The 23,496-nt window shown below is 58.1% G+C and carries 19 protein-coding genes and 8 pseudogenes; 14 read left to right on the forward strand and 13 right to left on the reverse strand.

Going from position 1 to position 23,496, the window contains the following annotated elements:
- Positions 1 to 51 precede the first annotated feature (51 nt).
- On the forward strand, positions 52 to 522 hold the full coding sequence (locus WGT02_RS31115; RefSeq protein WP_208245950.1) for a hypothetical protein: 471 nt from the start codon (positions 52 to 54) through the stop codon (positions 520 to 522).
- Between the two features lie 14 nt (positions 523 to 536).
- Here WGT02_RS31115 and WGT02_RS31120 read toward each other — a convergent pair whose 3' ends face one another.
- Entirely contained in the window at positions 537 to 1,919 is a 1,383-nt protein-coding gene (locus WGT02_RS31120) for a transposase (RefSeq protein WP_208245700.1), read from the reverse strand.
- Between the two features lie 200 nt (positions 1,920 to 2,119).
- On the opposite strand from WGT02_RS31120, the gene WGT02_RS31125 reads away from it, so the two are divergent.
- Positions 2,120 to 2,953, forward strand: a complete 834-nt coding sequence (locus WGT02_RS31125) for an IS5 family transposase (protein WP_037070297.1) — start codon at positions 2,120 to 2,122, stop codon at positions 2,951 to 2,953.
- Between the two features lie 369 nt (positions 2,954 to 3,322).
- On the opposite strand, the gene WGT02_RS31130 is transcribed toward WGT02_RS31125, so the two are convergent.
- Positions 3,323 to 3,469: a hypothetical protein gene (locus WGT02_RS31130; protein WP_208245952.1), complete on the reverse strand. Its 147-nt coding sequence runs from the start codon at positions 3,467 to 3,469 to the stop codon at positions 3,323 to 3,325.
- A gap of 389 nt (positions 3,470 to 3,858) precedes the next feature.
- Positions 3,859 to 4,919, reverse strand: a protein-coding gene (locus WGT02_RS31135; protein ID WP_208245220.1) for an IS630 family transposase whose coding sequence is annotated in 2 segments (ribosomal slippage) — positions 3,859 to 4,427 and positions 4,427 to 4,919 — 1,062 coding nt in all. Because the reading frame shifts where the segments join, the coding sequence is not laid out codon by codon here.
- A 258-nt stretch (positions 4,920 to 5,177) separates the two neighbouring features.
- On the opposite strand from WGT02_RS31135, the gene WGT02_RS31140 reads away from it, so the two are divergent.
- From WGT02_RS31140 to WGT02_RS31150, 3 genes are all read left to right on the forward strand, one after another.
- Complete coding sequence (locus WGT02_RS31140) at positions 5,178 to 8,087, forward strand: Tn3 family transposase (RefSeq protein ID WP_208245955.1); 2,910 nt, start codon at positions 5,178 to 5,180, stop codon at positions 8,085 to 8,087.
- A 15-nt stretch (positions 8,088 to 8,102) separates the two neighbouring features.
- The gene (locus WGT02_RS31145; protein WP_208245957.1) at positions 8,103 to 9,671 is read left to right on the forward strand and encodes a hypothetical protein; all 1,569 of its coding nucleotides are present in this window, start codon (positions 8,103 to 8,105) and stop codon (positions 9,669 to 9,671) included.
- A 140-nt stretch (positions 9,672 to 9,811) separates the two neighbouring features.
- Positions 9,812 to 10,363, forward strand: a complete 552-nt coding sequence (locus WGT02_RS31150) for a recombinase family protein (protein WP_208245959.1) — start codon at positions 9,812 to 9,814, stop codon at positions 10,361 to 10,363.
- A gap of 165 nt (positions 10,364 to 10,528) precedes the next feature.
- Here the strand turns inward: WGT02_RS31150 and WGT02_RS31155 are convergent, their stop codons facing one another.
- Positions 10,529 to 10,726, reverse strand: a complete 198-nt coding sequence (locus WGT02_RS31155) for a hypothetical protein (protein WP_208245961.1) — start codon at positions 10,724 to 10,726, stop codon at positions 10,529 to 10,531.
- 235 nt (positions 10,727 to 10,961) lie between these two features.
- On the opposite strand from WGT02_RS31155, the gene WGT02_RS31160 reads away from it, so the two are divergent.
- Both WGT02_RS31160 and WGT02_RS31165 read left to right on the forward strand, forming a co-directional pair.
- Entirely contained in the window at positions 10,962 to 11,147 is a 186-nt protein-coding gene (locus WGT02_RS31160; protein ID WP_208245963.1) for a hypothetical protein, read from the forward strand.
- Between the two features lie 123 nt (positions 11,148 to 11,270).
- Positions 11,271 to 11,378, forward strand: a pseudogene (locus WGT02_RS31165) (integrase core domain-containing protein); the annotation flags it as partial.
- A gap of 23 nt (positions 11,379 to 11,401) precedes the next feature.
- Here the strand turns inward: WGT02_RS31165 and WGT02_RS31170 are convergent.
- The 5 genes and pseudogenes from WGT02_RS31170 to WGT02_RS31190 form a co-directional block, all read right to left on the reverse strand.
- Positions 11,402 to 13,465: a recombinase family protein gene (locus WGT02_RS31170; RefSeq protein ID WP_208245965.1), complete on the reverse strand. Its 2,064-nt coding sequence runs from the start codon at positions 13,463 to 13,465 to the stop codon at positions 11,402 to 11,404.
- Positions 13,455 to 13,649 carry a hypothetical protein gene (locus WGT02_RS31175; RefSeq protein ID WP_208245966.1) on the reverse strand — a complete coding sequence of 65 codons (195 nt, stop codon included), beginning with the start codon at positions 13,647 to 13,649 and terminating at the stop codon, positions 13,455 to 13,457. Before WGT02_RS31175 ends, WGT02_RS31170 begins: the two co-directional genes overlap by 11 nt.
- A gap of 757 nt (positions 13,650 to 14,406) precedes the next feature.
- Positions 14,407 to 15,111, reverse strand: a pseudogene (locus tag WGT02_RS31180) (IS5 family transposase); the annotation flags it as partial.
- Positions 15,112 to 15,269: 158 nt separating this feature from the next.
- Positions 15,270 to 15,656: a type II toxin-antitoxin system VapC family toxin gene (locus WGT02_RS31185; RefSeq protein ID WP_088199160.1), complete on the reverse strand. Its 387-nt coding sequence runs from the start codon at positions 15,654 to 15,656 to the stop codon at positions 15,270 to 15,272.
- Entirely contained in the window at positions 15,653 to 15,901 is a 249-nt protein-coding gene (locus tag WGT02_RS31190) for a type II toxin-antitoxin system VapB family antitoxin (RefSeq protein ID WP_088199159.1), read from the reverse strand. Before WGT02_RS31190 ends, WGT02_RS31185 begins: the two co-directional genes overlap by 4 nt.
- Before the next feature lie 169 nt (positions 15,902 to 16,070).
- Between WGT02_RS31190 and WGT02_RS31195 the strand changes: the two genes are divergently transcribed.
- Positions 16,071 to 17,060, forward strand: coding sequence for an IS5-like element ISRm33 family transposase (locus WGT02_RS31195; protein ID WP_208245967.1), 990 nt, complete (start codon positions 16,071 to 16,073; stop codon positions 17,058 to 17,060).
- Positions 17,061 to 17,117: 57 nt separating this feature from the next.
- Here WGT02_RS31195 and WGT02_RS31200 read toward each other — a convergent pair.
- Together WGT02_RS31200 and WGT02_RS31205 are read right to left on the reverse strand one after the other, a co-directional pair.
- A pseudogene (locus WGT02_RS31200) lies at positions 17,118 to 17,462 on the reverse strand (ABC transporter substrate-binding protein); the annotation flags it as partial.
- Positions 17,463 to 17,733: 271 nt separating this feature from the next.
- A pseudogene (locus WGT02_RS31205) lies at positions 17,734 to 17,967 on the reverse strand (ISNCY family transposase); the annotation flags it as partial.
- Between the two features lie 443 nt (positions 17,968 to 18,410).
- Between WGT02_RS31205 and WGT02_RS31210 the strand changes: the two are divergent.
- The 5 genes and pseudogenes from WGT02_RS31210 to WGT02_RS31230 form a co-directional block, all read left to right on the forward strand.
- Positions 18,411 to 19,073 (forward strand): hypothetical protein, encoded by a 663-nt coding sequence (locus WGT02_RS31210; protein ID WP_208245968.1) that lies wholly within the window; start codon positions 18,411 to 18,413, stop codon positions 19,071 to 19,073.
- Positions 19,074 to 19,135: 62 nt separating this feature from the next.
- Complete coding sequence (locus tag WGT02_RS31215) at positions 19,136 to 20,092, forward strand: S8/S53 family peptidase (protein ID WP_208246401.1); 957 nt, start codon at positions 19,136 to 19,138, stop codon at positions 20,090 to 20,092.
- A 308-nt stretch (positions 20,093 to 20,400) separates the two neighbouring features.
- Positions 20,401 to 20,745 (forward strand): annotated as a pseudogene (locus WGT02_RS31220) (transposase); the annotation flags it as partial.
- A gap of 51 nt (positions 20,746 to 20,796) precedes the next feature.
- Positions 20,797 to 21,039, forward strand: a pseudogene (locus WGT02_RS31225) (IS6 family transposase); the annotation flags it as partial.
- Positions 21,040 to 21,580: 541 nt separating this feature from the next.
- Positions 21,581 to 21,898, forward strand: a pseudogene (locus WGT02_RS31230) (group II intron reverse transcriptase/maturase); the annotation flags it as partial.
- Between the two features lie 56 nt (positions 21,899 to 21,954).
- On the opposite strand, the gene WGT02_RS31235 reads toward WGT02_RS31230, so the two are convergent.
- Positions 21,955 to 22,659 (reverse strand): IS6 family transposase, encoded by a 705-nt coding sequence (locus WGT02_RS31235; RefSeq protein ID WP_208245969.1) that lies wholly within the window; start codon positions 22,657 to 22,659, stop codon positions 21,955 to 21,957.
- Between the two features lie 10 nt (positions 22,660 to 22,669).
- Complete coding sequence (locus WGT02_RS31240) at positions 22,670 to 23,170, reverse strand: hypothetical protein (protein WP_225040263.1); 501 nt, start codon at positions 23,168 to 23,170, stop codon at positions 22,670 to 22,672.
- Positions 23,171 to 23,182: 12 nt separating this feature from the next.
- Between WGT02_RS31240 and WGT02_RS31245 the strand changes: the two are divergent.
- Positions 23,183 to 23,362, forward strand: a pseudogene (locus tag WGT02_RS31245) (IS6 family transposase); the annotation flags it as partial.
- Positions 23,363 to 23,496: the final 134 nt, after the last annotated feature.

The following is a 23,496-nucleotide window of genomic DNA, read 5'->3' on the forward strand; positions in this document are numbered from 1 at the left end:
ACGCTGGCATGCATTCGTTTGGACTTTCCAATGTATAAAGCGGAGGGTGAAATGCTTGTACGTCTTACTGGTGCATTGTTTCTTTTTGCGTCGCTTTTCTTCTCGTTGCTTAGTGCTTCCGAAGCAGCCGACATGGTCTGTCCTGCACCTACGCAGCAATTGGCAAAAGATGTCGAGACTGATTTGAAGGCCAGCGTCGCTGGGCTAGGCAAGCTCAAACTCGCCGAGATAGACGGTAAGGTGGCAACTACTACCACTGAATTCTTTTCCAAATATCCCAATGCGGACAAGGTTGCGATCGCTAATTCACTTATCAGTCTCTATTGTGAATACATGAAGTCCGCCAGTCTTTCCCACGATGAAGCCGCTGAACGGCTCGATAAGATCACGCAGGCGCTTCTCCCAATTCTAGCACCCCACACTGACGCGGTACCGATAACGTTTCCTAGACGCTTTTGCCGCGAGGATGTTTGTAACCAAGATCAGGATCCCGCCTGGCAAGGTTGCGGTTGTTCACCTTAGCTCGACTTTGTACATTATGCAGCGAAGCAAAGTGCTTGTGTCATCCGCTTGAGGCGGCTTGGTTGAGTTTCAGGAATGTCCGGGTCTGGCGGGTACTGTCGATAAATATCCTGATCCCACAGGATCATGCGAACCGCACCGATGGCATCGGAGAAGGTGAACTCTGTTTTCTTGTACCAGGCGGCGGCATAGGGAATGACGCCATGACCGAGCAGATCGCATGCCCAGAGTGTGACGAGGCTGTAGAGCGCCAGCAGCGACGGGGTCGTGCGCATGATGGCTTTGTCGTTCCACTGCCGTTGGGTTTCCACGCCAAGATGCGCTCGCGTTTCGGCGAAGGTGACCTCGATCTGCCAGCGCCGAACGAAATAGGCAATGATCTGAGCGGGCTCAAGGTTGACGTTGGTGCTCATGAACGCCTGGGGTTCACGACGGCCTGATGGATCGCGAACGAGAACCCAGCGAATTGGTCTTGGGGGCGTTCCACGCCGATACCAGAGGCCGGTTCCTGATGTGACATCAAGGGTTTTGTCGGTTTGCTTGCCGTACCAGGACGATGCGACGATGCGCTGCCACTCGGTCTTTGCGTCTTTGAGGAGCGTTTTCAGTTTCGGCAATGGCCTGCCTTTTTGCGCCGGTCGCCCGAGCGTATGTTCGTGCCGTTGATCTGGTGGAGCAAAGAGACTGGCATCCAGACGCAACCGCGTGATGAGAGTGGCCGTGTCGGGAAGAGCCGCAGCCAGTGTATGAACGGCAAAGCTGCTATCGCCGACAAAGATGATTTCGCGGCCCGGCAGCCAGCGGCAAAGCTGCAAGACGCCTTGCCTTGCCCAATCAGTCAGCAGCTTGTGCTTTCGGCCCTTCTTCTGATCATGGCGCTCAGAGGGACACAGGATCGTCAGCACCGGCAGGGCTTTAATACATTTTGCCCATGGGACAGGTGAAAGAACAATGAAGCTCAACCATCTCAAGCCGCTGGCCTTGACAAAGTGGCCATGGCTGGAGCGCACCGGGTCACGATAAATTCCACGCGCGGCGATGCGTTGGCCCCAACGCCGTTCGATTGTATCATCCATGCCAATCACGACAGGACCCTCGGGCACGAGCCGGGCAACAATGACGGACAGCAGACGGGCCGCCAACGTGCGAGGGTTCCAGCGGGCTCGGTTGAGGAGCTGATGATAGGCGGCAAAATTACTTACCTCCGCGCGTCCGGTGATGCGCAGGCAGGCCGTCACCGTTCGCTTGCCAGGCGAAAGGAGCGCACCCATCACCAGGACCAGCAGATGCTCCCAGCTTGGCGCGGTAAACCAGAAACGAAACGGCGACAGCCATTTGCGAAGGATGTGGGGGACCGCGTCTCCCGGCTCACGGCTACAATCATGTTGTTCGCTCATCCATTCGTTCGAATCCGATCAAACGAATGGCGCAAGGCCGGGACCCTGCGGCGAATTGATTCACCCAGGGCTGCTCAGATGCCCCCGAAATCACCACCGATTTTGTACAAAGTCGAGCTAAGAGGCTGCCTCAAAAAGAAGTGGGTGATTTCAACAGGTTGTGATTCCTTCGGATTTGCGAAGATTCGATGGAGTTCACGATGGCCTGGACCGAAACCACCCGTCGGCAATATGCCCGGCGAGCAGCACGCTATGCAAGCGATATGACGGATAGAGAATGGCGAATTGTCGAGCCGCTCCTACCTGCGCCCCGTCGACTTGGGCGACCGCGAACAACGGTGCTGCGTGAGGTCATGAATGCGCTTTTGTATATCGCCTCGACCGGCTGCCAATGGCGGATGCTGCCAAAGGACTTTCCGCCGTGCTCGACGGTTCAGCGATACTTCTATGCGTGGCGGGGTATTGGGCTTTGGGCCCGCATCAACCACCATCTAGTGATGGCGGCGCGCGAACTGGAAGGCAAAGAGGCCAGTCCTACGGCAGGCGTGATCGACAGCCAAAGCGTCAAAACCACCGAAAGCGGCGGCATTCGAGGTTACGACGCCGGCAAAAAGATCAAGGGCCGCAAGCGCCATATCGTCGTCGACACACTCGGCCTGCTGGTTGGCCTCATGGTTCACAGCGCCGATATCCAGGACCGCGATGGCGCTCCCGATTTACTGAAATCCATTTGTCACAGATGGCCATGGTTGCTGCATGTTTTCGCCGACGGTGGCTATGCGGGCGACAAATTGAAACGGAAGCTGAAGAAGGTCGGTCGCTTCACGGTCGAAATCATCAAGCGCAGCGACAAGACCAAAGGCTTCGAAGTGCTACCACGCCGTTGGGTCGTCGAGCGAACATTTGCATGGCTTGGAAGGTGCCGGAGATTGGCGAAGGACGTCGAAAAATCCATCGCTTCAGCCGAGGCATGGATCATGATCGCCCATATCCGCCTCATCACTAGACGTCTCGCAAGGTATTGTTACCATTGAACTCTTTTCGAGTCCGACTGTAAGTAATGCAACCACCGGGTACTGCTTGTCCCTGGAAAGATTTGAATATAGCTGCCACATATTTGCTATTGGTGGCATTAGCTCTCCGGGGGGGCATGTCTCCGATCGGAGACACTTGTTCTTGAAGATTTCGCTTCCGCCGACAGACCTTTCAGCTTCTCATCTATGGAGACGATAAGTTCTAAAGGTAACAGCATGCTCGATGACGCGACGGTTAAGCGCACGAATGGACCGACCAAGCGTGCAGATGGAACATTCTATTGAGCATCGCCACGTAGATTATTTGGTTGGACGCGACACTGTCGGCAGAACGAGAAGGCCGAGTACGACCGCGCAGGGTTACTGCGACTAGCGACGCATTTCGACTGGCCGGAAGAGGTCGTCGTCATCATCCAGGGGGTTGAGAACGGGAAGCTTGATGAACTCGAGGATCGAATTGCGGAAGCGGCCGCCAGCGGGCGCTGGGACGACCTGATCGAAGAGGCGAGCGAGCATCTGGCAATTCCCACGTTCCGGTAAGCTGAGCTCAGCGTCTACCATTCGATGGTGCTGCCGTCATAGGCGATGAACACCCTGGTGTTTTTGCCCGTCGAGCGCGCTCAGGATCGAGGCGGAAGCTTCCTCCGGACTCACCGTAGAATGGCCCGCCGAGCAGGGGGCTGAGAGCAGCGTCCTGACCGTCCCGGGATGCACCGCTGTCACGACCGCCTCGGGATGCATCCGTGCCATCTCGATGGAGGCCGTCCGAACAATCTGGTTCAGCGCCGCCATCGACGAGCGATAGGAAATCCAACCGCCTAGGCGTTTGTCGTCGATCGACCCGACGCGTGCGGATAGGAGAGCGGGCGAAATTCTCGCCTTGCACTAATACCAACGAGCGCTAATCAAAACCGGTGCGCCCAGTCACGCATTCCAATCGACATGATCTTCCACGGCTGAGCGACCAGCTTGTTCCATGCGTCGCAGCAATGGGCGACGATGTCCTCGTAATCTTTGAAGATCCGGTTGGACAACCAGTTGTCACGCAGAAATTGCCACACGTTCTCGACGGGATTTAATTCGGGCGAGCGTGGCGGCAGGAAGAGCAGTGTGATGTTGTCGGGCACATCGAGCTTCGGCGTGACATGCCACCCCGCCTGATCAACGATCAGCACGGCATGAGCGCCGTCATCGACGGCCTGGCTGATTTCGATCAAATGCTGGTTCATGGCGCTGGTGTCGCAGTAGGGAAGAACGAGACCCGCACCTTTGCCCTTCTTGGGGCAGATAGCGCCGAAGATATAGGTCCACATCGTGCGTTGATCGTGTGGTGCCGAAGGCCTTGTTCCCCTGCGTGCCCATCGCCGGGTGATCTTGTTCTTTTGGCCTATCCGAGCTTCGTCGGCCCACCAGAGCTCAATCTCGACGTTCTTCGGGAGCCTGCCTTTGATGGCTGCCAGTGTGGCGGGGAACTTTTTTTAAAACTCTCCAGGTCGCCTTCGTTCTGGGCGTAATGGCGCGGGCGGGCAGACAGCTTTGCAAAGCCGAGCGCCTTCAATTCGCGGCCAATGGTCGTTTCATCGACGGATATCCGATATTCTTGGAACAGCCATTGAGCAAGATCCTTGCGCCGCCAGCGCACAACGCCATGCACCGCCGGTATCGGGCCACTTTCGACGATCTTTGCCAAAGCCTGGCGATGCACGTCGGAAAGCTTTCCTTGATTGCCGGGTGCTTTGCCATTGATGAGCCCCGACGGGCCACGCGCATTGAAGCGAATAACCCAGTCGCGGACAATTTGCAGGGTCACGCCTCCGATCCTGGCCGCATCGCTGCGGGAATGGCCATCATAGATTTCGGCAAGGGCAAGAAGCCGCCGAGCCTGTGCCGCATCCTTCGTGCCTTTGGCCAACGCCCGAAGAGCGAAGCCGTCGAAGTCATCGCGCAGTGGAATTCCTGATGTCATCCGCAAACCTCCGTTTGCGGTATTGATTCAGAACTCAACTGATTTGGAAACCTCAAAAAGAGTCAGAGATCGCTCACGCTGGTATAAGATGCTTCCCAAGAATCTAGCGCGTCAGACCAGATCGTTGCAAAGAAGCGCGGTATTGGCCCTGTCGGCTCGAAGCTGGGATTTTGGCCAAGTTGAAGAACGTTATTGTCTCGCTAATTGACGAGTGATTTGCGGGGAATGACAGTCTGCTCCGAATTATGGAGTAGGCTGATGGGTTTGAGTATTTCGAATGAGGATTTTATCGGGCGTTGGAGCCTGAGCTTTTCCGACATGGATTTTGTGAACGGCAAGCCGGCCCCGGCGCGACTGGGATTGGCGGTTCAGCTTAAGTTCTTCGCCGCACACGGCTTTTTTGTACAGGACCCTGCCTCGATCCCGACCGACAGCGTTTGCTGGCTGGCTGAGCAGCTTGACGTCGAATGTGACGCCGTGAACCAGTATGATTTCTCCGGCCGGACTGCGCGCCGGCATTGTGCCGAGATTTTGCAGTATCTCGGCTTTCGGCGCCTGAAACGGCCCGATCGGGAAGAGCTGACATTGTGGATCGCTGGCGAACTGTGTCCGACCGGGCGATCGGTTGGCGCCATGCTCGAGCAGGTTTTTCTTTGGTGCCGGGACCGTAGTATATACGGCCCGTCGCACAAGGAACTGGAACGCCTGGTGCGTTCGCAACGGCAACACTATCTCGATGACTGGTTGACCGGGGTGAGCGCTCGCCTTTCATCAAGCACGCTCGCATTGCTGGATGCTTCTATTGCCGAGGCAGACGGCCAGACCGGCTTCAACACGATGAGGGGTGATGTTGGCCAGGCGTCGCTCGACAACATCCTCAGCATGACGGCGAAACTTGCCTTCATTCAGAAGCTTGATCTGCCACGGGATATCTTGTCGACGACCGGCAAGGCATGGGTGGAACAGATTGTCCGCCGTGTCGCCGGCGAAAAGGCCTGGGAGATGCGGCGGCACGCGCCGGCCAGACAAATCGGCCTCTATGCGATTTATCTCTTGTCGCGGGAAGCGCAACTCACGGACGCCATGGTCGACCTGCTGATCGAGACGGTCCACAAGATCGGGACGCGTTCGAAACGCAAGGTGGTCGGCGATATCGCCAAGGATATCGAGCGGGTCTATGGCAAGGAACGGTTGCTGGTCGAGATTGCCAGCGCTTCGATCGACGAGCCCGCAGGGCGCGTCTGCGATGTCATTTTCCCGATCGTCGGCAAGGACAAGCTGGAGGCGATCGTCAAGGAGAGCCAGGCAAAAGGGGCTCTCGACCGGCGCATATATAAGGTGATGCGCTCATCCTGGGCCAATCATTACCGGCGTATGCTGCCCAGCCTGCTTTCGGTTCTGGAATTCCGGTCGAACAACACCGTGTGGCGTCCGGTACTAGTGGCGCTGGATTGGATCAGGAGCAAGGTGGATGATGGCTGCCGTTTTGTGCCGATGGAGGATGTGCCGATTGACGAGGTTATTCCTGCCAGGTGGCGCAGTTCCGTCATCGATGACGATGGCCGTGTGAACCGGATCAGCTACGAGCTTTGCGTCCTCACCCAGTTGCGTGACCGCATCCGTTCCAAGGAGATCTGGGTTGTCGGCGCGGACCGCTACCGGAACCCGGATGACGATCTACCCAAAGACTTCGAAATCCGCCGTGACGCCTATTACACAGGCCTGAACCTGACCCCGGACGCGCGAGCGTTCACGGCTGGCATCCGTCAGGAGCTTGAGTATGAATTGCTACTTCTGAACGAAACGATCCCACGAAACGACAAGGTCCGGCTGCTGTGGCGCGGCGAAACACGCATATCGATCACACCGTTCAAGCCTCTACCGGAGCCGAAGGGACTTGAAGCGATCAAGGGCGAGATCGGTCAGCGCTGGCCGATGACAGGATTGCTCGACGTGTTGAAAGAAGCCGCACTCGATACCGGTCTGCTGGAGGCCTTCGAAACATCGGCGTCGAGAGTAGCCCTGTCGCGCGAGGCGCTGGATCGGCGGCTTCTGTTGTGCCTTTATGGTCTCGGCACGAATGCCGGGCTCAAGCGGGTCGCCGGCGCGACACCTGATGTCAGCTACGACGAGCTGCTGCATGTTCACCGCCGCTTCATCCATGCGCCGGCGCTGAGGGAGGCATGCGCACGGGTTGCAAACGCGACCCTGGCCATCCGCAATGCCGCCGTTTGGGGAGACGCCGGCACGGCATGCGCGTCCGATTCCACGAAGTTCGGCGCGTGGGATCGCAATCTCATGACGGAATGGCATGCCCGTTACGGCGGGCGTGGTGTCATGATCTATTGGCATGTCGAGAAACGCGCAACTTGCGTTTATTCCCAGCTCAAGCGGTGCTCTTCCTCGGAGGTCGCCTCCATGATCGAAGGTGTGCTGCGTCATTGCACCGATATGGAAATCCAGCACCAATATGTCGACAGCCACGGTCAGAGCGCGGTCGGCTTCGCGTTTTGTCGGCTGCTCGGCTTTGAGCTCGCCCCGCGCCTGAAAGCCATTGCCCGCCAGAAGCTGGCGATCCCGGAGGCGGGAATGCGCGCAAGGCTGCCGAATCTCTTGCCGATCCTTTCTGGCGCAATCAACTGGGACGAAATCGAGCAGCAATATGACGAGATGGTCAAATACACCGCCGCCATGCAGACGAGAACGGCGGACCCGGAGGCGGTCCTGCGTCGTTTCGCCCGTGCCGAAGTGATGCACCCGACCTACAAGGCGCTGAGCGAACTCGGCCGCGCGGTCAAGACGATCTTTCTATGCCGTTACCTTCGACAGGAAGCCTTCCGCCAGGAAATCCATGAAGGGCTGAATGTCGTCGAAAACTGGAACAGCGCTAATGGCTTCGTGTTTTTCGGCAAGGGCGGCGAGATCGCCACGAACCGGATCGATGAGCAGGAGATTTCCGCTCTGGCTTTGCACCTGCTGCAGGCGTCACTGGTCTATGTGAACACCCGCATGCTGCAGACCGTCCTGGTGGAGCAGAAATGGGCTGATCGGATGACGCCGGAAGACTATCGTGGTCTCACGCCGCTGATCTACAGTCACGTCAACCCTTATGGCCGTTTCGATCTCGACCTCGAACGGCGGATCGATTTCGAACGCCGGGCTGCATAATTTTTGGAGGCGCTAATGGTTAGAATTGCTGAAACATGCCTGAATGTTCTCTACCAACATGGGCTGTCGTCGGCGCAGTTCCAGTTTTGTTTCGAAAGAGCAAAGCATGATCTCCTGGCCGATGACATGGCCTGCGACGCCATCGTTGCGGAGGTTATGCAGTCCATGGAAGGTCATCCGGATTCGGCAACCTTGTTCGGATTGCTGCTGGATGAGGCCCGAATGGGCGTCGAGAATGACAGCCCATATGGAAAGGTTTTCCTGGAAAATGCGGAGAAGGCGATCAAGGCTCGCATTGCTACCGGTACTGGCGAGCCACTTCACCGTTTGAAAATTGCTGGCTTGTATCGGCGTGCCGGTCTGCCCGTGCCAGACATACTGATGCTCGACCCGGTTGGCGAAAATCCCGCCGACGAGATCCCGATGCCGGATCTTGATGGCGCGCTTGCCGCTTTAGCGGCGGACGTTGAAGCTGAAGGCGGCGGTGCGTATGAGTTCTTCAGTGGCCTGGATGAGATGTCGGCAGGAATGCCGGAGGATGCCAAGGCCGCGTTTGTCCATCATCTGTTGAGCCTCGACAATCCCTTTCTGGAGCGCTGTGCGCTCTATTGGCTGGTGTCCGGCGCATCATTGACGCGAGAGGCCGTGGCCGCCGGCCTACGAGAAAGGCTCATGCGCGGGAAGCTGGAGCCTGAAACTTTATCCTATCTGCCGATCATTCGCGGCTGGTTGCCAGCGAGCTCCGCCCGGGCAGTTATCGATGACATTGGCAAGCTGGCTCTGCGACAAGGTCTCGCCGCAGATCCCCATAACAACAGGACGGAGCCGATAGTCAGCGACATCATGGCGACCACCGCTGACGGTGTTGGGGCGCAAGGCCTAACGATTGTCGGAAGACTGCAAGCCCAGACATTTGTCGCGATGATCCTGCTAAAAACCGGGTACGGCATCAAAGATGCCTTTGTCATTCGCTGCCGCTCAAAGCGCGAAGCAACCAACATCATCTCCTATGCCCGCCAGGAAGCAAACAGCGTCCGAATAGATCGAATGACTGCCGAGCTTCTGCTGGAGGCGGCTCTGGCGGATGGGATAGAAAACGGCCATCCACCAGCGCCAGGTTTCATTGACGGCATGGAGGCTTGCAGCTTGAGCCAATTGCGGCCCCAGGAAAGGGATCTGCAGGCTTTGCTGGATCACGTCGATCCGCAAAAGGAAATCCAGAATGCGACAGCGGCACAACTGGATCGGATGCTCCGCAATGAGCCCGCACTGGATGCGCTCGTCCCGTTCACCGACAGCTGGTTTGAAGACACAGGAGAAACACGCGGCATCATCCAAGGATCTCGGTCGGTGCGGACTGTTGAAAAAAGGATCTGGGCCTTTCTCGAAGGCCGGCGAGACATCTGGGCAAGGCGATTTCTGCAAACCGCGATCATTCTCAAATCGGCTAAGAAGGAGCGGCTGTCAAAAGCACTGGCGGCCGCTGCCTTCGCGCTTATGCACAAGCATCCTCTACAGGACATCCCGCTCGTGGAAGATATCGTTGTGACCACACTGGACGCAGGTGGCGGATCTCTGTGGTGAATATTTTGAGTATACCGTCGTGAACACTATCAATGAACAGGTCGCGGTCGTGGTTTCCTGTTTATTTTGGGTCAAAAACGATACATTGAACAAATCGCCACGATGGCACACCCAAATTGAACAGTTAGCATGGTTAGGACATGGCTCGTATCGGATATGCCCGTACATCCACAACACACCAGAACCTCGCCGCGCAAATCGCGGCGCTCAGGAACGCCGGCTGCGAGGTCATCCGCGAGGAGCAGAAAAGTGGTGCCTCGCTCGAAGGCCGGCCGCAGCTGATGACCATTCTTGACTTCATCCATGCCGGCGAAACCCTTGTCATCACCCGCATCGACCGGCTGGCCAGATCGTTGCGAGATCTTCAGGTGGTAGTCGACCGCCTCAAGGCCAAGGGCGCGCATCTGGTAGCCACTGAGCAGCCCGTCGATACCTCCACAGCTGCCGGGAAGGCGTTCTTCGACATGCTCGGCGTCTTCGCGGAATTCGAAACTAACCTGCGGCGCGAGCGGCAGGTTGAGGGTATCGCCGCTGCCAGGAAACGTGGCATCTACAAAGGCCGCCCACCGAAGATTGACCGCGCAGAAATCCTGCTTCGGCTGCAACAGGGCCAGGGCCCCAGCAAGATCGCCCGCGATCTCGGCATATCGCGCGGCACGGTCTATCAGGTGCGTAAAGGTACTTCCGAATGAGCAAGGCCAACCGCATCACCCGCTTGACATCCGCCACCTGCGAGCAAATCCAGGCCCGCATGCTTGAGGCTTGCAGTAAGATCGCCGCAGATCACGGACTGGTTATCGAAAGCGCCGGGTGGCGCGGCCAGGAGCCTGGCTTTTCGTTCGAACCAGCATTCCGCATCAGCATTCCCGCGCCAGACTGCGCAGCCAGACGGCAAGCCTCTCAATCTGGATAAAGAGATGTTCGCCCTGCTGGTCGAACAGTTCGGTCTGGAAGTTCGAACGCGAGTTTATCGCTGGCGGTGAGCGTTTCCGGATCACCGGCATTGATCCACGAAGACCTAAATATCCCATCTCCGTCAGCGTATTCCCGATCATCGCGGCTTCAAGTTCACCGCCGACAATGTGGCCATGCTGCTCAAAGCACAGGCCAAACCCTGACGTTCATGAAACGTTCTTCAACTTGGCCAAAATCCCAGCTTCGAGCCGACAGGGCCTATCGGCAGATTTCCGCCGACGCGGAGCATGTGACGTGGACCTCGCTGTGCCGGCATCCGCAGGAAACATTCGATAGGATACGCCTTGAGCTTGCCCCCCAGCCGAGGATGAAGAGATGTTCGAGACAATCAGCCTCATCGCGCTCGCTGCTATGACGGTCGTGCTGCACCTGCGTCATTCGCTTGGGATCACGCAGAATGAAGAAGAGTTCTCGGCCCTCGGCCGCCGCTATATAGAGCTGTATCGCGAAGGGGTCGCAGAGTTCGGTGAGCAGCCGGCGGAAGGAGAGGCGTTGCCCTAAGACAGCGCCGTTCCCCTTAAGCATTAGTTCGCGTCAGTCTCGATGCCTGGCTCACATACGCCGACAACCTCTTTCGGCGTGAACGCAGGGCGCGTTCGATAAGCCGAACGGATTGGATAACTGGTCGAAAGCTTCAACGGCAGCTTCCGCGACGAATGCCTCAACGAAACACTGTTCTCGTCGCTGACGCAGGCGAGGATCGAAATCACAGCATGGAAGGAGCACTACAATCCTGTTTCATAACGCCCATCTTTCTATGTTATTGAAGGGAATAAGTTTTCCTGATTTGGCGGCGATCCTGTGGGGTGTCGAGGGTTCTGCCGGGCGCGATCGAGGATCTGACGTGCTTCCGGTGTTGCGAGTTTTGAACGGCTGAAGATCCATGGGCCATCGGGCAGCGGATGAACCCCCTTGATCTCGCCGGCCTCGGCCGCCAGACGCAGCGTCTTTGGCGTTATCCCGAGCAACTTCGCCGCACCGCCCAGATTGAGCCACGGCTCGACCCCGTCGATCTGGGGACGGAAGACCGGGATCTTGCGATATGACCTCAGCGCAGTGACCCGCTCCCGTGTCCAGCGATTGCCATTGCCGGTCGTCAGTCCATTGCGATTGAGGATACCGGCAATCACGTCGTCATTGGCAATAAGGACGAGCTGTCGCACAGCGTCGACAATGTCGTCAGGCGTCGCGTTTCTTTGCCCTCGGCGCCGCTTCGGCAGACGCAGCTCGGTGTGGACGCCACCCACCCAGTGAATGACGAGGACGATCTCAGAGGTTCCATCATCGAGATCGGCGACCACTTCATTGATGAGCGTGCGCACGATGCGCTTCTTCAGCCTTGCATCGGTTGTCGGCGCCGTCCAGACGGCGCGGAGGTTCCCCGCAAGTGCGGCTACCTGGGATGCGGACATGGGGAGCGGTTGCGGCGTAATTGTCCGATGTTTGGCAATCTTGGCCTCGATCTCGCCGACGCGAGCGAGCGCCTTGTTCCAGCGTGCTTCGAGCTCCGACGTCACCAGCCTATTCTCCGGATCGGCCGCGTCATATTGCCGGAATGCCCGGTCGGCTCCATAGCGCGCTGCCTCGAGGTCGCGCAGCAGGGCATCCTGAACCTGGTCGCGTTGGCTGGCCATATTGCGTTCCGCCTCGATGGCGGCGGCAATGGCTCCTGGTTCGACCACGCCGAGCAGTGCCTCTTCGATCGCGTCATCGACCCGCAGACCGCCGAAAGCAATGCAGCGGGGCTCGCCATTATCGAGTAGACCACGCCAGCAGGAATAGCGCGGAATGTTATGCTTGCTTCCGGTGTACCGGACCGTCAGCTTCCGACCGCACCTCTTGCAACGGAAAAGGCCGGCAAGCAGAGCGTCACCATGTTTTGGCGCTCCGTGATGGCGGCTGGCCGGCATGTTGTCGCTGACCATCTTGCGGATCTCCTCCGCCCGTTCCCAACTGACGTAACCTTCGTGTGCATCCGGGATCAGCGCCAACCATTCATCACGCGTCTTGCGACGAATTCCAGATCGGCCATCGTATCGGGGCACGGAGCGACTCTTACCATAAGCGTACGCTCCGCCGTAGATCGGGTTCGCAATCATCCGGTGGATGGTGGCATAATTTGGCCTGCGCCAGATGACGGCACCATTGGTGTACCTGACTGGCAGGTCCAGCCCCTGCTCGAGGAACCATAGCAGAGCCTGCCGCGCACTGCCGAGTTCGGCAACCTTGTCGAAGACGAGTGCAATGGCTTCCTGGATGCGTCGGTCGGGATCCTTCTCGATCCTGTCACCGGCCTTTACGAAGCCGACCGGAACAGTGACGACGAGTTCACCGCGGCGAGCCTTCTCATAGCGGGCGGAAAGGGAACGCTGACGCAAGAGATCGAGTTCATACTCGTTGAGGCTGCCCTTCAAACCCAAGAGCAGGCGGTCGTTGCCCTGGCGGGGCGCATAAACCGCTTCCTGGTCGACCAGGACGGTATCGACAACACGGCACATCTCGATGAGTTGTTGCCAGTCCCGACTGTTCCTGGCGAAGCGCGACACCTCACGTGCGGCTACGGCGCCGACCTTTCCAAGGCAGACATCCGCCACCATTCGGTCAAATCCAGCACGGGTCACGCCGCCGGCGGCCGAGCGACCAAGGTCGTCATCCACCGTCTCTATATGTGACCATCCAAGCGCTGCCAGCCGGTCGCGCATGGCGTACTGGAGGGCGCTGCTTTCGCGATTGTGCAGAACCTGGTGAGCCGAGGACTGCCGAACATAGAGAATAGCCTTCCGCTCCAGATGGTGCGGCCCGATCTTCTCATGCTTCATGACCGGCCTCCTTCTGCTGAGAGGCGCGCTCGCAATTTGCGTGATCTACAAACAGTCGCACGATGAGAACCGTCAACGCCTGGCGGGTCTCCTCCGGCAACTCCGGCCATCGCGGCATCCCTGCCGTCATCCCCTGCGGGGCCGAAAACAGATCGAACTGGGATGTCATGGACTGGCGAGGCATGGACATCTCTCCGACTCGTTTCGTGAGAGACCAATGCTGCGCCCATTATCGCAGATTGCGATGAGGCATCGGCGGCTTCCAGTAACTTCGCCAAAGTATGCAGGGTCGCGAGATCGACGTGCGGAACCGGCAGGCTGCGCCAAAAACCACTCACGGAGCGGTCGAACATCCATGCTGGGACTTCAAGAAGTCGATCAGAAGAAGAACCAGAAAGGCTGCAGCGGAAAATATGCGTCCCTTTGGACAGCGCCTCATGGACGTGAACGAGCCGCCCGGACCAGGGATGCCACGGATACAAAAGCTCGCGAACCTCGGTCCCGTGGGTGTTCTGTCGTCGTGTTGTACAATCGAAACAGACCACACTCTTCACTTGGCAATATCACACCCAGTGAATTTGCAATGAGAATACTGGCCGCATGAGGCCAATTGAACCCAAGACTCTCCTGAAAACTGGAGGGAAGATGGGTCTCAGGTCAAGGACGCTAAGTCTTTGAGAAACCCCAACCTCGTTCAGATTATGCGGCTATAAGTGTTTCCTTCTATGACGCGTAGAACCTGGCCTTTATTTCGAGCGCCGATGCGCTCGGCAATTGCTTCGGCTGAGTAGGTTCTTGCTAGTTCCCGAATGGCGCGGACTTGCTCTACCGACAGCCGGTCATCTCGGCCACAGATCTGCGCAATCGCCCATTCATTGTCTTTCCATTTTTCGGCGTTGGTGCATGGGACTTGAGCGGATCTGGATCTGTGATGGGGCTATCTATGTGGTCGGTCGATTGCGGCGGATGGACTTAGGGCGTGCGCATGCAAGCATACGATTGAGGGCGGCGCAGCCGATGGCCACTTCCGTCTGCTGAGCGTGAAACGACCGAGCCCGCAGACGCCGCCCGATGATGGACTTGTATCGGCCGATGGCAGTCTCGACCAGCGAGCGCTTGCCGTAGCCGGTGGAGAGCTGCCATTTCATTCGCCCGTCTCTGCTGATTGCAGCGATATGCTGATCCCTTTGTCCGGGAGATTGATCGCCGGCTGGTTCGATCGCGTTGGCGCGCGGGGGAATGACGATGACGGCAGCCGCACTGTGGTCGGTGACCGCGTCGTAGGTGGGCTTCCCGTCATAGGCGCCGTCGGCTGTGAACTGCCCGATCCGACCATCGATCTGGTTGAGCAACGGCTCCGCCTGCGATGCGTCGCCCGCGTCCTGGTCCGTCATCGTATGTGCAATGATCTCGCTGCTATCGGCATCCAGTGCCACATGCAGCTTTCGCCAACCACGGCGGGATCTGGCGCCATGCTTCTCCTCCAACCATTGGCCCGCGCCGTAGACCTGCAGTCCAGTGCTGTCGACAAGAATATGCACTGGCCCGTCCGGTCGACCCTGGAGGTCATGCGCCTTGTTGGGCGATTGCCATGTTCGCGCCCGACGGCTCAGGGTGGTATGATCGGGGACAGCGAGCGCCAAGCCGGCACAAACGCGGCGGGTATTGGCGGAACTCGCCGCTTTGACATAGGTGCGGGGCGCGCTCGGTGAGATCCTGCAGATGTGCAGGCAGGAGAGGGGGCTCAACAGACGCCGGAACGTTGTGGGGATCATGATCGGCAGGTCGCGAAGCATGGTCATGTTCAGACCGTCAGGACATCAGTTTGAGAGAAGTCATTGCCCTTGAACAGTAACGGTTCGCCAGAAGCTTTGGCGAGGGCGTAGGCGAAGCAATCGCCAAAATTAAGACCGGCCTTGTGCCGCCCCTTGCCGAAGTCGAGAAAAGCCTGACGCGCCAGTTCGCCATGTTCAAGTGTGACCGGCTCAACGATGATGCCGGCCCGCCGGAAGAAGGCTTCGGCCTGGCGCATACCGTCAGGTCCGAGCTGGCTTTCCACCACCATGGACAACTCGACATAGTTGGCGACGCTGATCCGAGTGGTTTCGGCGTCGTGGATATAGTTGACAAAGCTTGCCGCTTCGGGCTCGCGGTAAAGGATGGCGACCAGCGCGGAGGTGTCGACAATCACTTGGGAATGCCGTTCTCGTCATAAAGAAAGTCGGCATGATCGTCATAAGGGTGTTTCACGTGCGTTGCGGCACGGTCGGCGATCGCCAGCAGTTCCTCAACGCTGGCGCGGCCCTTTTGGCGTTCGATCTTGGCAAGGCGCTCGCGCAGTGCATTGGTGACGACGCGGGTCATGCTTTCCCCCGTCGCGTGGGAAATCGCCTGCGCCAGACGATGGGCTTCTGGATCCTTGATGCTGAGGCTCATAAGAGCTACCTTTCAATCTAGAAGACGTCCATATTTTCTAGAATTCTACAGAAAGATTCAGGCGTTTTCAACCTCCGACAACACCTCCGATAATGCGCGTTGGTGCACGGATCGTTTAGCGGTCGTGGTGTAGGCGATCGGCAACCTCACTAACCGATCTGTGACCTTGATGCCTTTCAAACATAACGCCGCCCGCCGCCATCGCATCGGCAGGATGAAATTCAAGGTGACGAACTGGCCGGAATATGAGGCGGGGTTACGGCGACGTGGCAGCTTGACCCTGTGGCTGACACCGGAGGCGCTTGCCATGTGGCTTGCTCCACGCCGAACGACGCGTGGTGGCCAGCCTCGTTATTCCGATTTAGCCATCGAGACCGCCTTGACGCTGGGCCTGGTGTTCGGCTTGCGGCTGCGTCAGGTCGAAGGATTATTAGGATCGGTGCTGCCCTTGATGGGCTTGGCGCTCGCTGTCCCCGATCATACCACCCTGAGCCGTCGGGCGCGAACATGGCAATCGCCCAACAAGGCGCATGACCTCCAGGGTCGACCGGACGGGCCAGTGCATATTCTTGTCGACAGCACTGGACTGCAGGTCTACGGCGCGGGCCAATGGTTGGAGGAGAAGCATGGCGCCAGATCCCGCCGTGGTTGGCGAAAGCTGCATGTGGCACTGGATGCCGATAGCAGCGAGATCATTGCACATACGATGACGGACCAGGACGCGGGCGACGCATCGCAGGCGGAGCCGTTGCTCAACCAGATCGATGGTCGGATCGGGCAGTTCACAGCCGACGGCGCCTATGACGGGAAGCCCACCTACGACGCGGTCACCGACCACAGTGCGGCTGCCGTCATCGTCATTCCCCCGCGCGCCAACGCGATCGAACCAGCCGGCGATCAATCTCCCGGACAAAGGGATCAGCATATCGCTGCAATCAGCAGAGACGGGCGAATGAAATGGCAGCTCTCCACCGGCTACGGCAAGCGCTCGCTGGTCGAGACTGCCATCGGCCGATACAAGTCCATCATCGGGCGGCGTCTGCGGGCTCGGTCGTTTCACGCTCAGCAGACGGAAGTGGCCATCGGCTGCGCCGCCCTCAATCGTATGCTTGCATGCGCACGCCCTAAGTCCATCCGCCGCAATCGACCGACCACATAGATAGCCCCATCACAGATCCAGATCCGCTCAAGTCCCGATCCATGCACCAACGCCGCTTTCCGCCAGAAGTCCGTAAGCCGTCGAGATCTCGTCCTCCGCCGGTTTCATGAGCGTGTCGAAAACGAGCGCCAGACCGACGGCCGGCTCGCCCTTCACCAAGAGGGGATTGAAAGTGTCGAAGGTGCTGGTCTGCGACAGTCTGAGATCTCCGCCCTTCGGAGCCGCGGGATTGACATAGTCGAAATGGGCAAAGCCCGGCGCGTATTTGAGCTCGTCGACGAGCGACAGTCCGTGATGCGAGACCGGCTGCTCTTGAGCCTCTGCCGTGGGTATCAGAAGCAGGGACATTGCCAGGAGCGCGGTCGCAAACTTCATTCTTCCAGTACCGCCAATGTCCAGCATCCCGTCGCTTCTCCTTGTACTCACCCTTTCGCCGCCGACCATTTGTTGTGGGTGGCATTCGTCCTGCAGTAAAAATGGTAGCAACTGATTGCCAAGGGGGGCGCAAGTCATCGCAGGTTCGGCATGTCAGTGGCCGATCAGCCGGTAAGTATGGCAATTCAAAAGTACGAAGACGCAAGCCGCCGGCCGGGTGGAGGTGGTCAGGGTTGCGCAGCCCGGTCGGCGGCGGTTGGCTCCATCTGCAAGATAGACTTTAGCCCTGACACCCCGATCACTCCGCCGCTCTCAGCTGCGCAAGGGCTTGCTGACGTTTGGCGATGACCACCGGATCCTTGGTAAAATCCATCTTCCGGCCAGGCTTCGTGCCGCGCCCTTGATAGCCATTGCTCTGACTGCCATCGCGAATGCCGAACATATGGTCCGTCTGGACGGTGCGGCGCGGCCCGCCCTTGCTGCGCTGTTGCTCTCGTCCGGCCTGCATCTCGGCCACCAGCGCCAGCAACTCGCAACCAACTGGTCGAGCTTTGCCGGTACGGCTGGGTCATGACCAATTGTGCCAAGCACCTGCCTATTTGAGACACGCGGCATCATCACCTTCATAACATTCTTCCTGATGTTCCCTTTGAAGCTCCGTGTGAACCTTGGCGCGGACATCTCTCTTGCCGCTGCGGATGGCAGTACGAGTCGACCAATCGTTCGCCGGCGCGAAGGGAGCGTTTCGTGTCCAAGGAAAGGTGTGTTCACGCTCAGCGTACGACATCCGACATTGTGTCGGCTTTGGCGGGTTTATAACACGGCGTTGTATGACGGGAGTCTTGCACGTTTTTGGCTAAACGACTGAAACAAATGTACAACCCTTTCCTTGGCGCCGTCCTCTAGATTGGCATGAAGTTTGCGGCGGTCCGATGAGAGGGCTGCCGGACAGAGTGAAGAGATGGCTCGGCAAAATTGAAGGACGGGGGCGACTGGTTGCGATTGAACACGTTGTGCGCTGGCGGCCATGCGTCTGCGGCAAGGGCTTGGCAGCTCAAACGATGGGCGTTGCAGATGCCCATTGAGACGACGGTGGGTTTCGTCCTGTTCGTGATGGCATTCTTCGTCAGCGCGATGACTGCGAAAGGACAGGAGACCAGCCTTGTCGGCATTTACCAGGGTTCGGAGCTAACCGCCGCCGCCGATCATCTGGGACAAGGCGGATACGAGCTGTCGGATGGCACCCTGGTGTCTTTTGACAAGTGGTACCTTAGCAATTGGATCGACATGCGATTTGAAATGTTGACGCAGCTGTCGGACGATTTCGGTATCCTGTGGGGCGCGAGCACCGGTCAGCGTGCCGAAAAGGTCGGAATCGAGCCGAGTGTGAAACTCGGCTTTATTTTGCAAAAGCGACCGACAGCATCCACGACGCTTTCTCTCACCGTCAGTTCAATTTTCGGCGGGAACCTGACGGAACGACCTTGCACAGCTGACTATGGTGCCATCGGCGGTGAGCAGAGGGTGAATTGCCGGCTGGCCGCGTCGCAATTGCGGCCCTCGGACACGTTGAAATACATGATAAACCTCGAGCCAAGCCGATTGAAAATCGATCTTCGGTTCACGGGTGAATTCTAGCGATGGTGAAAGGCAAGGCGGTACATTTCGTCGATGAAGAACAATCAGACAGGAGATTTATTATGCACAAAACGCAATGGTTCCCGGTAGGTTTCGTTGCCGGTCTTGTAGCGTGCCTGTTGTCGGCACCCGGTTTCGCGGGCGATCTTGGTGCCGCTGTCAGCGGCAAAGGAACGACCGGTTCTCCAGCCGCGGAAAGCAGTAGCTCGGGCTGTCCACAAAATGCCGACGGCACATTTTGCTGGATGAGCCCGGATATTGGTCAAGCATGGGCATCAGGCTTTATCGGTTCCGGCGTATCGATAAATGTCTCAGATGACTTCACGGGACAGCCATTTGATGCAGATCTCGGTCGCGGTACGCAGAGGCAGCGACATGGGGATTGGGTCGCTGAAATTGCCGGCATGGCCGCCCCTGGCGCAAACATATTCAAGTATGATTATCTCGAGGAGTCTTCGATCGTGCTGCAGGACGGCCTGAATGTCATCAATGCGAGCTACGGCATGTGGGAGCCACTGAGCCAGCATCCGCGCGAGCAGGCGATCGTCGATGCCGCCTGGGCGGGGACTGCCATCGTCACAAAGAGTGCCGACAACCACAGCAGCGAGGTAGGTCAGCCGCACGAAGGGGATTTCGATGCGCTAACCATCGGGCTGATCGGGGCGCCATCGGCAATCTTTGTGGGTGCGCTGGAGCACAATGGCACTCCCGAGAACAAGGCACGGCGGGAACCATACTCGAATTATGCCGGCTCAAACCCTGAGGTGCAGAACCACTTCCTGACCGTGGGTGTCGAGCGTGACAAGATCGGCCAACGCGGCACGTCTTTCGCGGCACCTGTGGTTGCAGGCTATGCCGCCATCCTTGGCAGCAAGTTCACATCCGCAACACCGATACAGATTACTAATCAGCTGCTGGATACAGCCAGGACCGACACGCTCGTCAACTACAACCCGGCGGTTTACGGCCGCGGCGAGGCCAGCCTTTCGAGGGCGCTGGCACCCGTTTCGATCCACTAGACTGCCTCTCTACCCATGCGTCCGAACGTGGGTGGGTCGCGGCGCCCAGGCGGTGGATTGCCGTCTGTGCCGTCGCGGCTCCGGCCGGCGAACACGTTGCGATACCTGGCGAACGCTCATCTGAACCCCCTGAACATCGGTCTCTGGTTCAGAGGTCGTTCTAGACTAGTGCCCGTCCATAAACGGTAAACTTCTGAAATTATTGAATGAATCGCGATATTTCCGCGGGCGAAGCCCGGCGGTTTCAGGTACACTTTAGATCAAGCGATCTGATTCTAAAGACAAACCCGTAACCGCCGGAGCCGACAATGCGCCAAGAACGCACGGTCCAAGCCAGCATATTCGATCTTTTCGCCGAACACGAGATCGGTCGCGAACTGAAAACGATGTCGCAGTGGCTGGACGAACATCGCGATCTTTTGAGGCTGGTAATTCGGGACCTACCTCGGCAGGGTTTCGAGGAAACCGGCCGGGAGGGCCTGCCGGCGGAGACTGTACTGCGTTGCGCGCTGCTCAAACAATACCGCCAGCTCAGTTACCAGGAACTGGCCTTCCATTTGGAAGACTCCGCCTCGTTCCGGGCTTTTGCCCGGCTGCCGCGGGGGTGGAGCCCGAAGAAGTCGGTCTTGCATAAGACGATCAGCGCGATCCAGGGCGTTGTCACATAAACCAGATGTCAGTGGGTAGGGCATAGAACTGGTGGGATGAAGAAGTCATCCATCAGCTACAAGCGTCACCGATTCCCGCAACAGATCATCGCCCATGCGGTCTGGCTGTATTTCAGATTTCCTTTGAGCCTGCGGCTGGTCGAGGAGCTACTGCTGGAGCGCGGGATCATCGTCTCGTATGAAACGATCCGGCGATGGGGACGGAAATTCGGGCCGGCTTTCGCAAAGCAACTCCGTCGCAGGCAGCCTTCGCGCCAGGACGTCTGGCACCTCGATGAGGGTGCGCCACGAAGGCGCGAAGGAGGAGCTATGATTTAGGCACTTCCCAAGCAGCCATGCTGCACAGGAGATGAGGGCTGGCCCCTCGAAGCCGGCTTGCAGGAGCGGGTTTCAAACCACCTCAAGCTGCTGTCGTAAAGAGCGATGGTGGTGAGCGTTGAGGAAAAGGCCGGACTTGATCCGGTCAGGTAAGATGCAAGGAGACGAGCGTGAGCGAACCGCTGACGACGTGTCGAAAAGTGCATAGATGGCGTCAAAACCGGGTGGGCTTCGTTAACCCGGGAGAAGTCTGGGAGATACCTGTCTACTGCCCAGATGGCGTCCGGCATGAAGGCGGCGTGACCTTGCTTCAGGCTCTTGTGTGGAACGTGGGAACCTGTCGCCCCGATGCGAAGGGAGACATCCAAGTGGAAGCACCATGAGGATCCGAGTACCGATGCGGGGCACAGGGACGGAGTTGCGTGTAGTAGTGAAGAAGGTGCTGTAATGGCGTTGGAGCGAAGGCGCAACACTGTCCAGCTTTATCGAAAGGTCAACCGTCATGCGGGAGGAGCCTTTGGGTAAAGCAAAGCCGTTCGATATTCCTAAACGGGCTGTTTGGGAGGCTTATCAACGGGTAAAGGCGAACCGGGGTGCAGCCGGGGTCGATGATCAGTCGATCGAGGATCTTGAGCGGGATGTGAAGAACAACCTGTTCAAGCTCTGGAACCGATTGTCATCTGGCAGCTACTTTCCGCCGCCAGTCAAACGGGTCGCGATCAAAAAGCGGCAAGGTGGTACAAGGCCGTTGGGCATTCCCACGGTCTCAGACCGGATTGCGCAAGGGGTGGTGAAGGCATACCTGGAACCGGAACTGGAAAGACGGAGTTGTCACATTATCGAGCGGAGAACGAACGACCGCGCGGCTGCCTAAGATCAGGCAATGGCACCCGTCACTATTTTCCAATGCGCCATGGCGCGGACACGATGAATGTGAGTGGCGAGAGCAGAGCGGCTGCGATGCTGTGCGACGAAGAGATTTCGGATGGCGGAGAAGGTCGTTATGAAACGTTGCAGACCTCCAGCTGATCGGAAACCCTGCATCTGGTGCTCCCGTTTTCGCAGTGGCAGATGAGAATTCTCCGCTCGATTGTTGAGACCCTTATGAGACCGGTGTTCGACCGTTGGCATGAGGTCACGTTTGGCCGCACTATAGGAGCGGAGTTTGTCGGTGATGATCCGCTTGGGTGGCATGCCTTGCTTCTTCAGCAGCCTGCGCAGCAATCGCCTTGCAGCCCTGGTGTCGCGCCGGCTTTGAACGATTTCATCGAGAACGTAGCCGTCTTGATCGACGGCACGCCAAAGCCAGTGCTTTCGGCCGGCGATGGAAACCACAACCTCATCGAGGTGCCAGACGTCCTGGCGCGAAGGCTGCCTGCGACGGAGTTGCTTTGCGTAAGCCGGCCCGAATTTCCGTCCCCATCGCCGGATCGTTTCATACGAGACGATGATCCCGCGCTCCAGCAGTAGCTCCTCGACCAGCCGCAGGCTCAAAGGAAATCTGAAATACAGCCAGACCGCATGGGCGATGATCTGTTGCGGGAATCGGTGACGCTTGTAGCTGATGGATGACTTCTTCATCCCACCAGTTCTATGCCCTACCCACTGACATCTGGTTTATGTGACAACGCCGTTGCGAGGTATATTTGTATCCCCTGCGACGCATCATGGCGATATGCTCAGCCATAACCTCGCCCAGCACGCTGCCGAACGGTTTGGGCTGGCGCAGTCTGGCAAGAGCCTGCTCTGGATCAGACGATATCAACGCGCGCCAGATCGGCATGCTCTGCTTTATATGACATGCCTCACGCAGAGCTTCGACAGGGTTGTGATCGATCGCACCGGTTGCCAGGAGGTGGTCGAGGAACCGGTCGATGATGCGGGCGCGATGCAGGAGCGTGGATGTCGCCCAGCGAGACGCTAATTCTCGTAGCCAAGCCTGCAGCGCTTGTTGATCGAGCATCCCATGCCGTTCAACAATATCCTGGAAGCTATGCAGGACCTGTTGATAGCAGGTGCGGCTTTTGAGATTGCGCAGATCAAGGCTCGCGACGGCGTTGTCACATAAACCAGATGTCAGTGGGTAGGGCATAGAACTGGTGGGATGAAGAAGTCATCCATCAGCTACAAGCGTCACCGATTCCCGCAACAGATCATCGCCCATGCGGTCTGGCTGTATTTCAGATTTCCTTTGAGCCTGCGGCTGGTCGAGGAGCTACTGCTGGAGCGCGGGATCATCGTCTCGTATGAAACGATCCGGCGATGGGGACGGAAATTCGGGCCGGTGCGCGGCGACAAACAAGGTGAGACTCAGCGTCAATCAGGATGAGACTCGGCGGCGGGGGTGTGACGAAGGGAGGGCGTAGCCCGACTGGAGTTACACCCCCGCCGCGGCGCAATTTTTCGGCGTCTCATGAT

This window comes from Rhizobium sp. T1470 (assembly GCF_042140505.1).
Taxonomy (GTDB): domain Bacteria; phylum Pseudomonadota; class Alphaproteobacteria; order Rhizobiales; family Rhizobiaceae; genus Rhizobium; species Rhizobium favelukesii.

What these genes read in the sequence shown, in the direction of transcription:
- WGT02_RS31195 (WP_208245967.1), top strand. Translation starts at nt 16,071, where the DNA reads ATGCCTTTCAAACATAACGCCGCCCGCCGCCATCGCATCGGCAGGATG.
- WGT02_RS31190 (WP_088199159.1), bottom strand. Translation starts at nt 15,901, where the DNA reads ATGAGCCTCAGCATCAAGGATCCAGAAGCCCATCGTCTGGCGCAGGCG.
- WGT02_RS31115 (WP_208245950.1), top strand. Translation starts at nt 52, where the DNA reads ATGCTTGTACGTCTTACTGGTGCATTGTTTCTTTTTGCGTCGCTTTTC.
- WGT02_RS31240 (WP_225040263.1), bottom strand. Translation starts at nt 23,170, where the DNA reads ATGCCCTACCCACTGACATCTGGTTTATGTGACAACGCCGTCGCGAGC.
- WGT02_RS31160 (WP_208245963.1), top strand. Translation starts at nt 10,962, where the DNA reads ATGTTCGAGACAATCAGCCTCATCGCGCTCGCTGCTATGACGGTCGTG.
- WGT02_RS31130 (WP_208245952.1), bottom strand. Translation starts at nt 3,469, where the DNA reads ATGCTCGCTCGCCTCTTCGATCAGGTCGTCCCAGCGCCCGCTGGCGGC.
- WGT02_RS31140 (WP_208245955.1), top strand. Translation starts at nt 5,178, where the DNA reads ATGGGTTTGAGTATTTCGAATGAGGATTTTATCGGGCGTTGGAGCCTG.
- WGT02_RS31175 (WP_208245966.1), bottom strand. Translation starts at nt 13,649, where the DNA reads ATGCCTCGCCAGTCCATGACATCCCAGTTCGATCTGTTTTCGGCCCCG.
- WGT02_RS31145 (WP_208245957.1), top strand. Translation starts at nt 8,103, where the DNA reads ATGGTTAGAATTGCTGAAACATGCCTGAATGTTCTCTACCAACATGGG.
- WGT02_RS31235 (WP_208245969.1), bottom strand. Translation starts at nt 22,659, where the DNA reads ATGAAGAAGTCATCCATCAGCTACAAGCGTCACCGATTCCCGCAACAG.
- WGT02_RS31150 (WP_208245959.1), top strand. Translation starts at nt 9,812, where the DNA reads ATGGCTCGTATCGGATATGCCCGTACATCCACAACACACCAGAACCTC.
- WGT02_RS31125 (WP_037070297.1), top strand. Translation starts at nt 2,120, where the DNA reads ATGGCCTGGACCGAAACCACCCGTCGGCAATATGCCCGGCGAGCAGCA.
- WGT02_RS31155 (WP_208245961.1), bottom strand. Translation starts at nt 10,726, where the DNA reads ATGATCGGGAATACGCTGACGGAGATGGGATATTTAGGTCTTCGTGGA.
- WGT02_RS31170 (WP_208245965.1), bottom strand. Translation starts at nt 13,465, where the DNA reads ATGAAGCATGAGAAGATCGGGCCGCACCATCTGGAGCGGAAGGCTATT.
- WGT02_RS31120 (WP_208245700.1), bottom strand. Translation starts at nt 1,919, where the DNA reads ATGAGCGAACAACATGATTGTAGCCGTGAGCCGGGAGACGCGGTCCCC.
- WGT02_RS31215 (WP_208246401.1), top strand. Translation starts at nt 19,136, where the DNA reads ATGCACAAAACGCAATGGTTCCCGGTAGGTTTCGTTGCCGGTCTTGTA.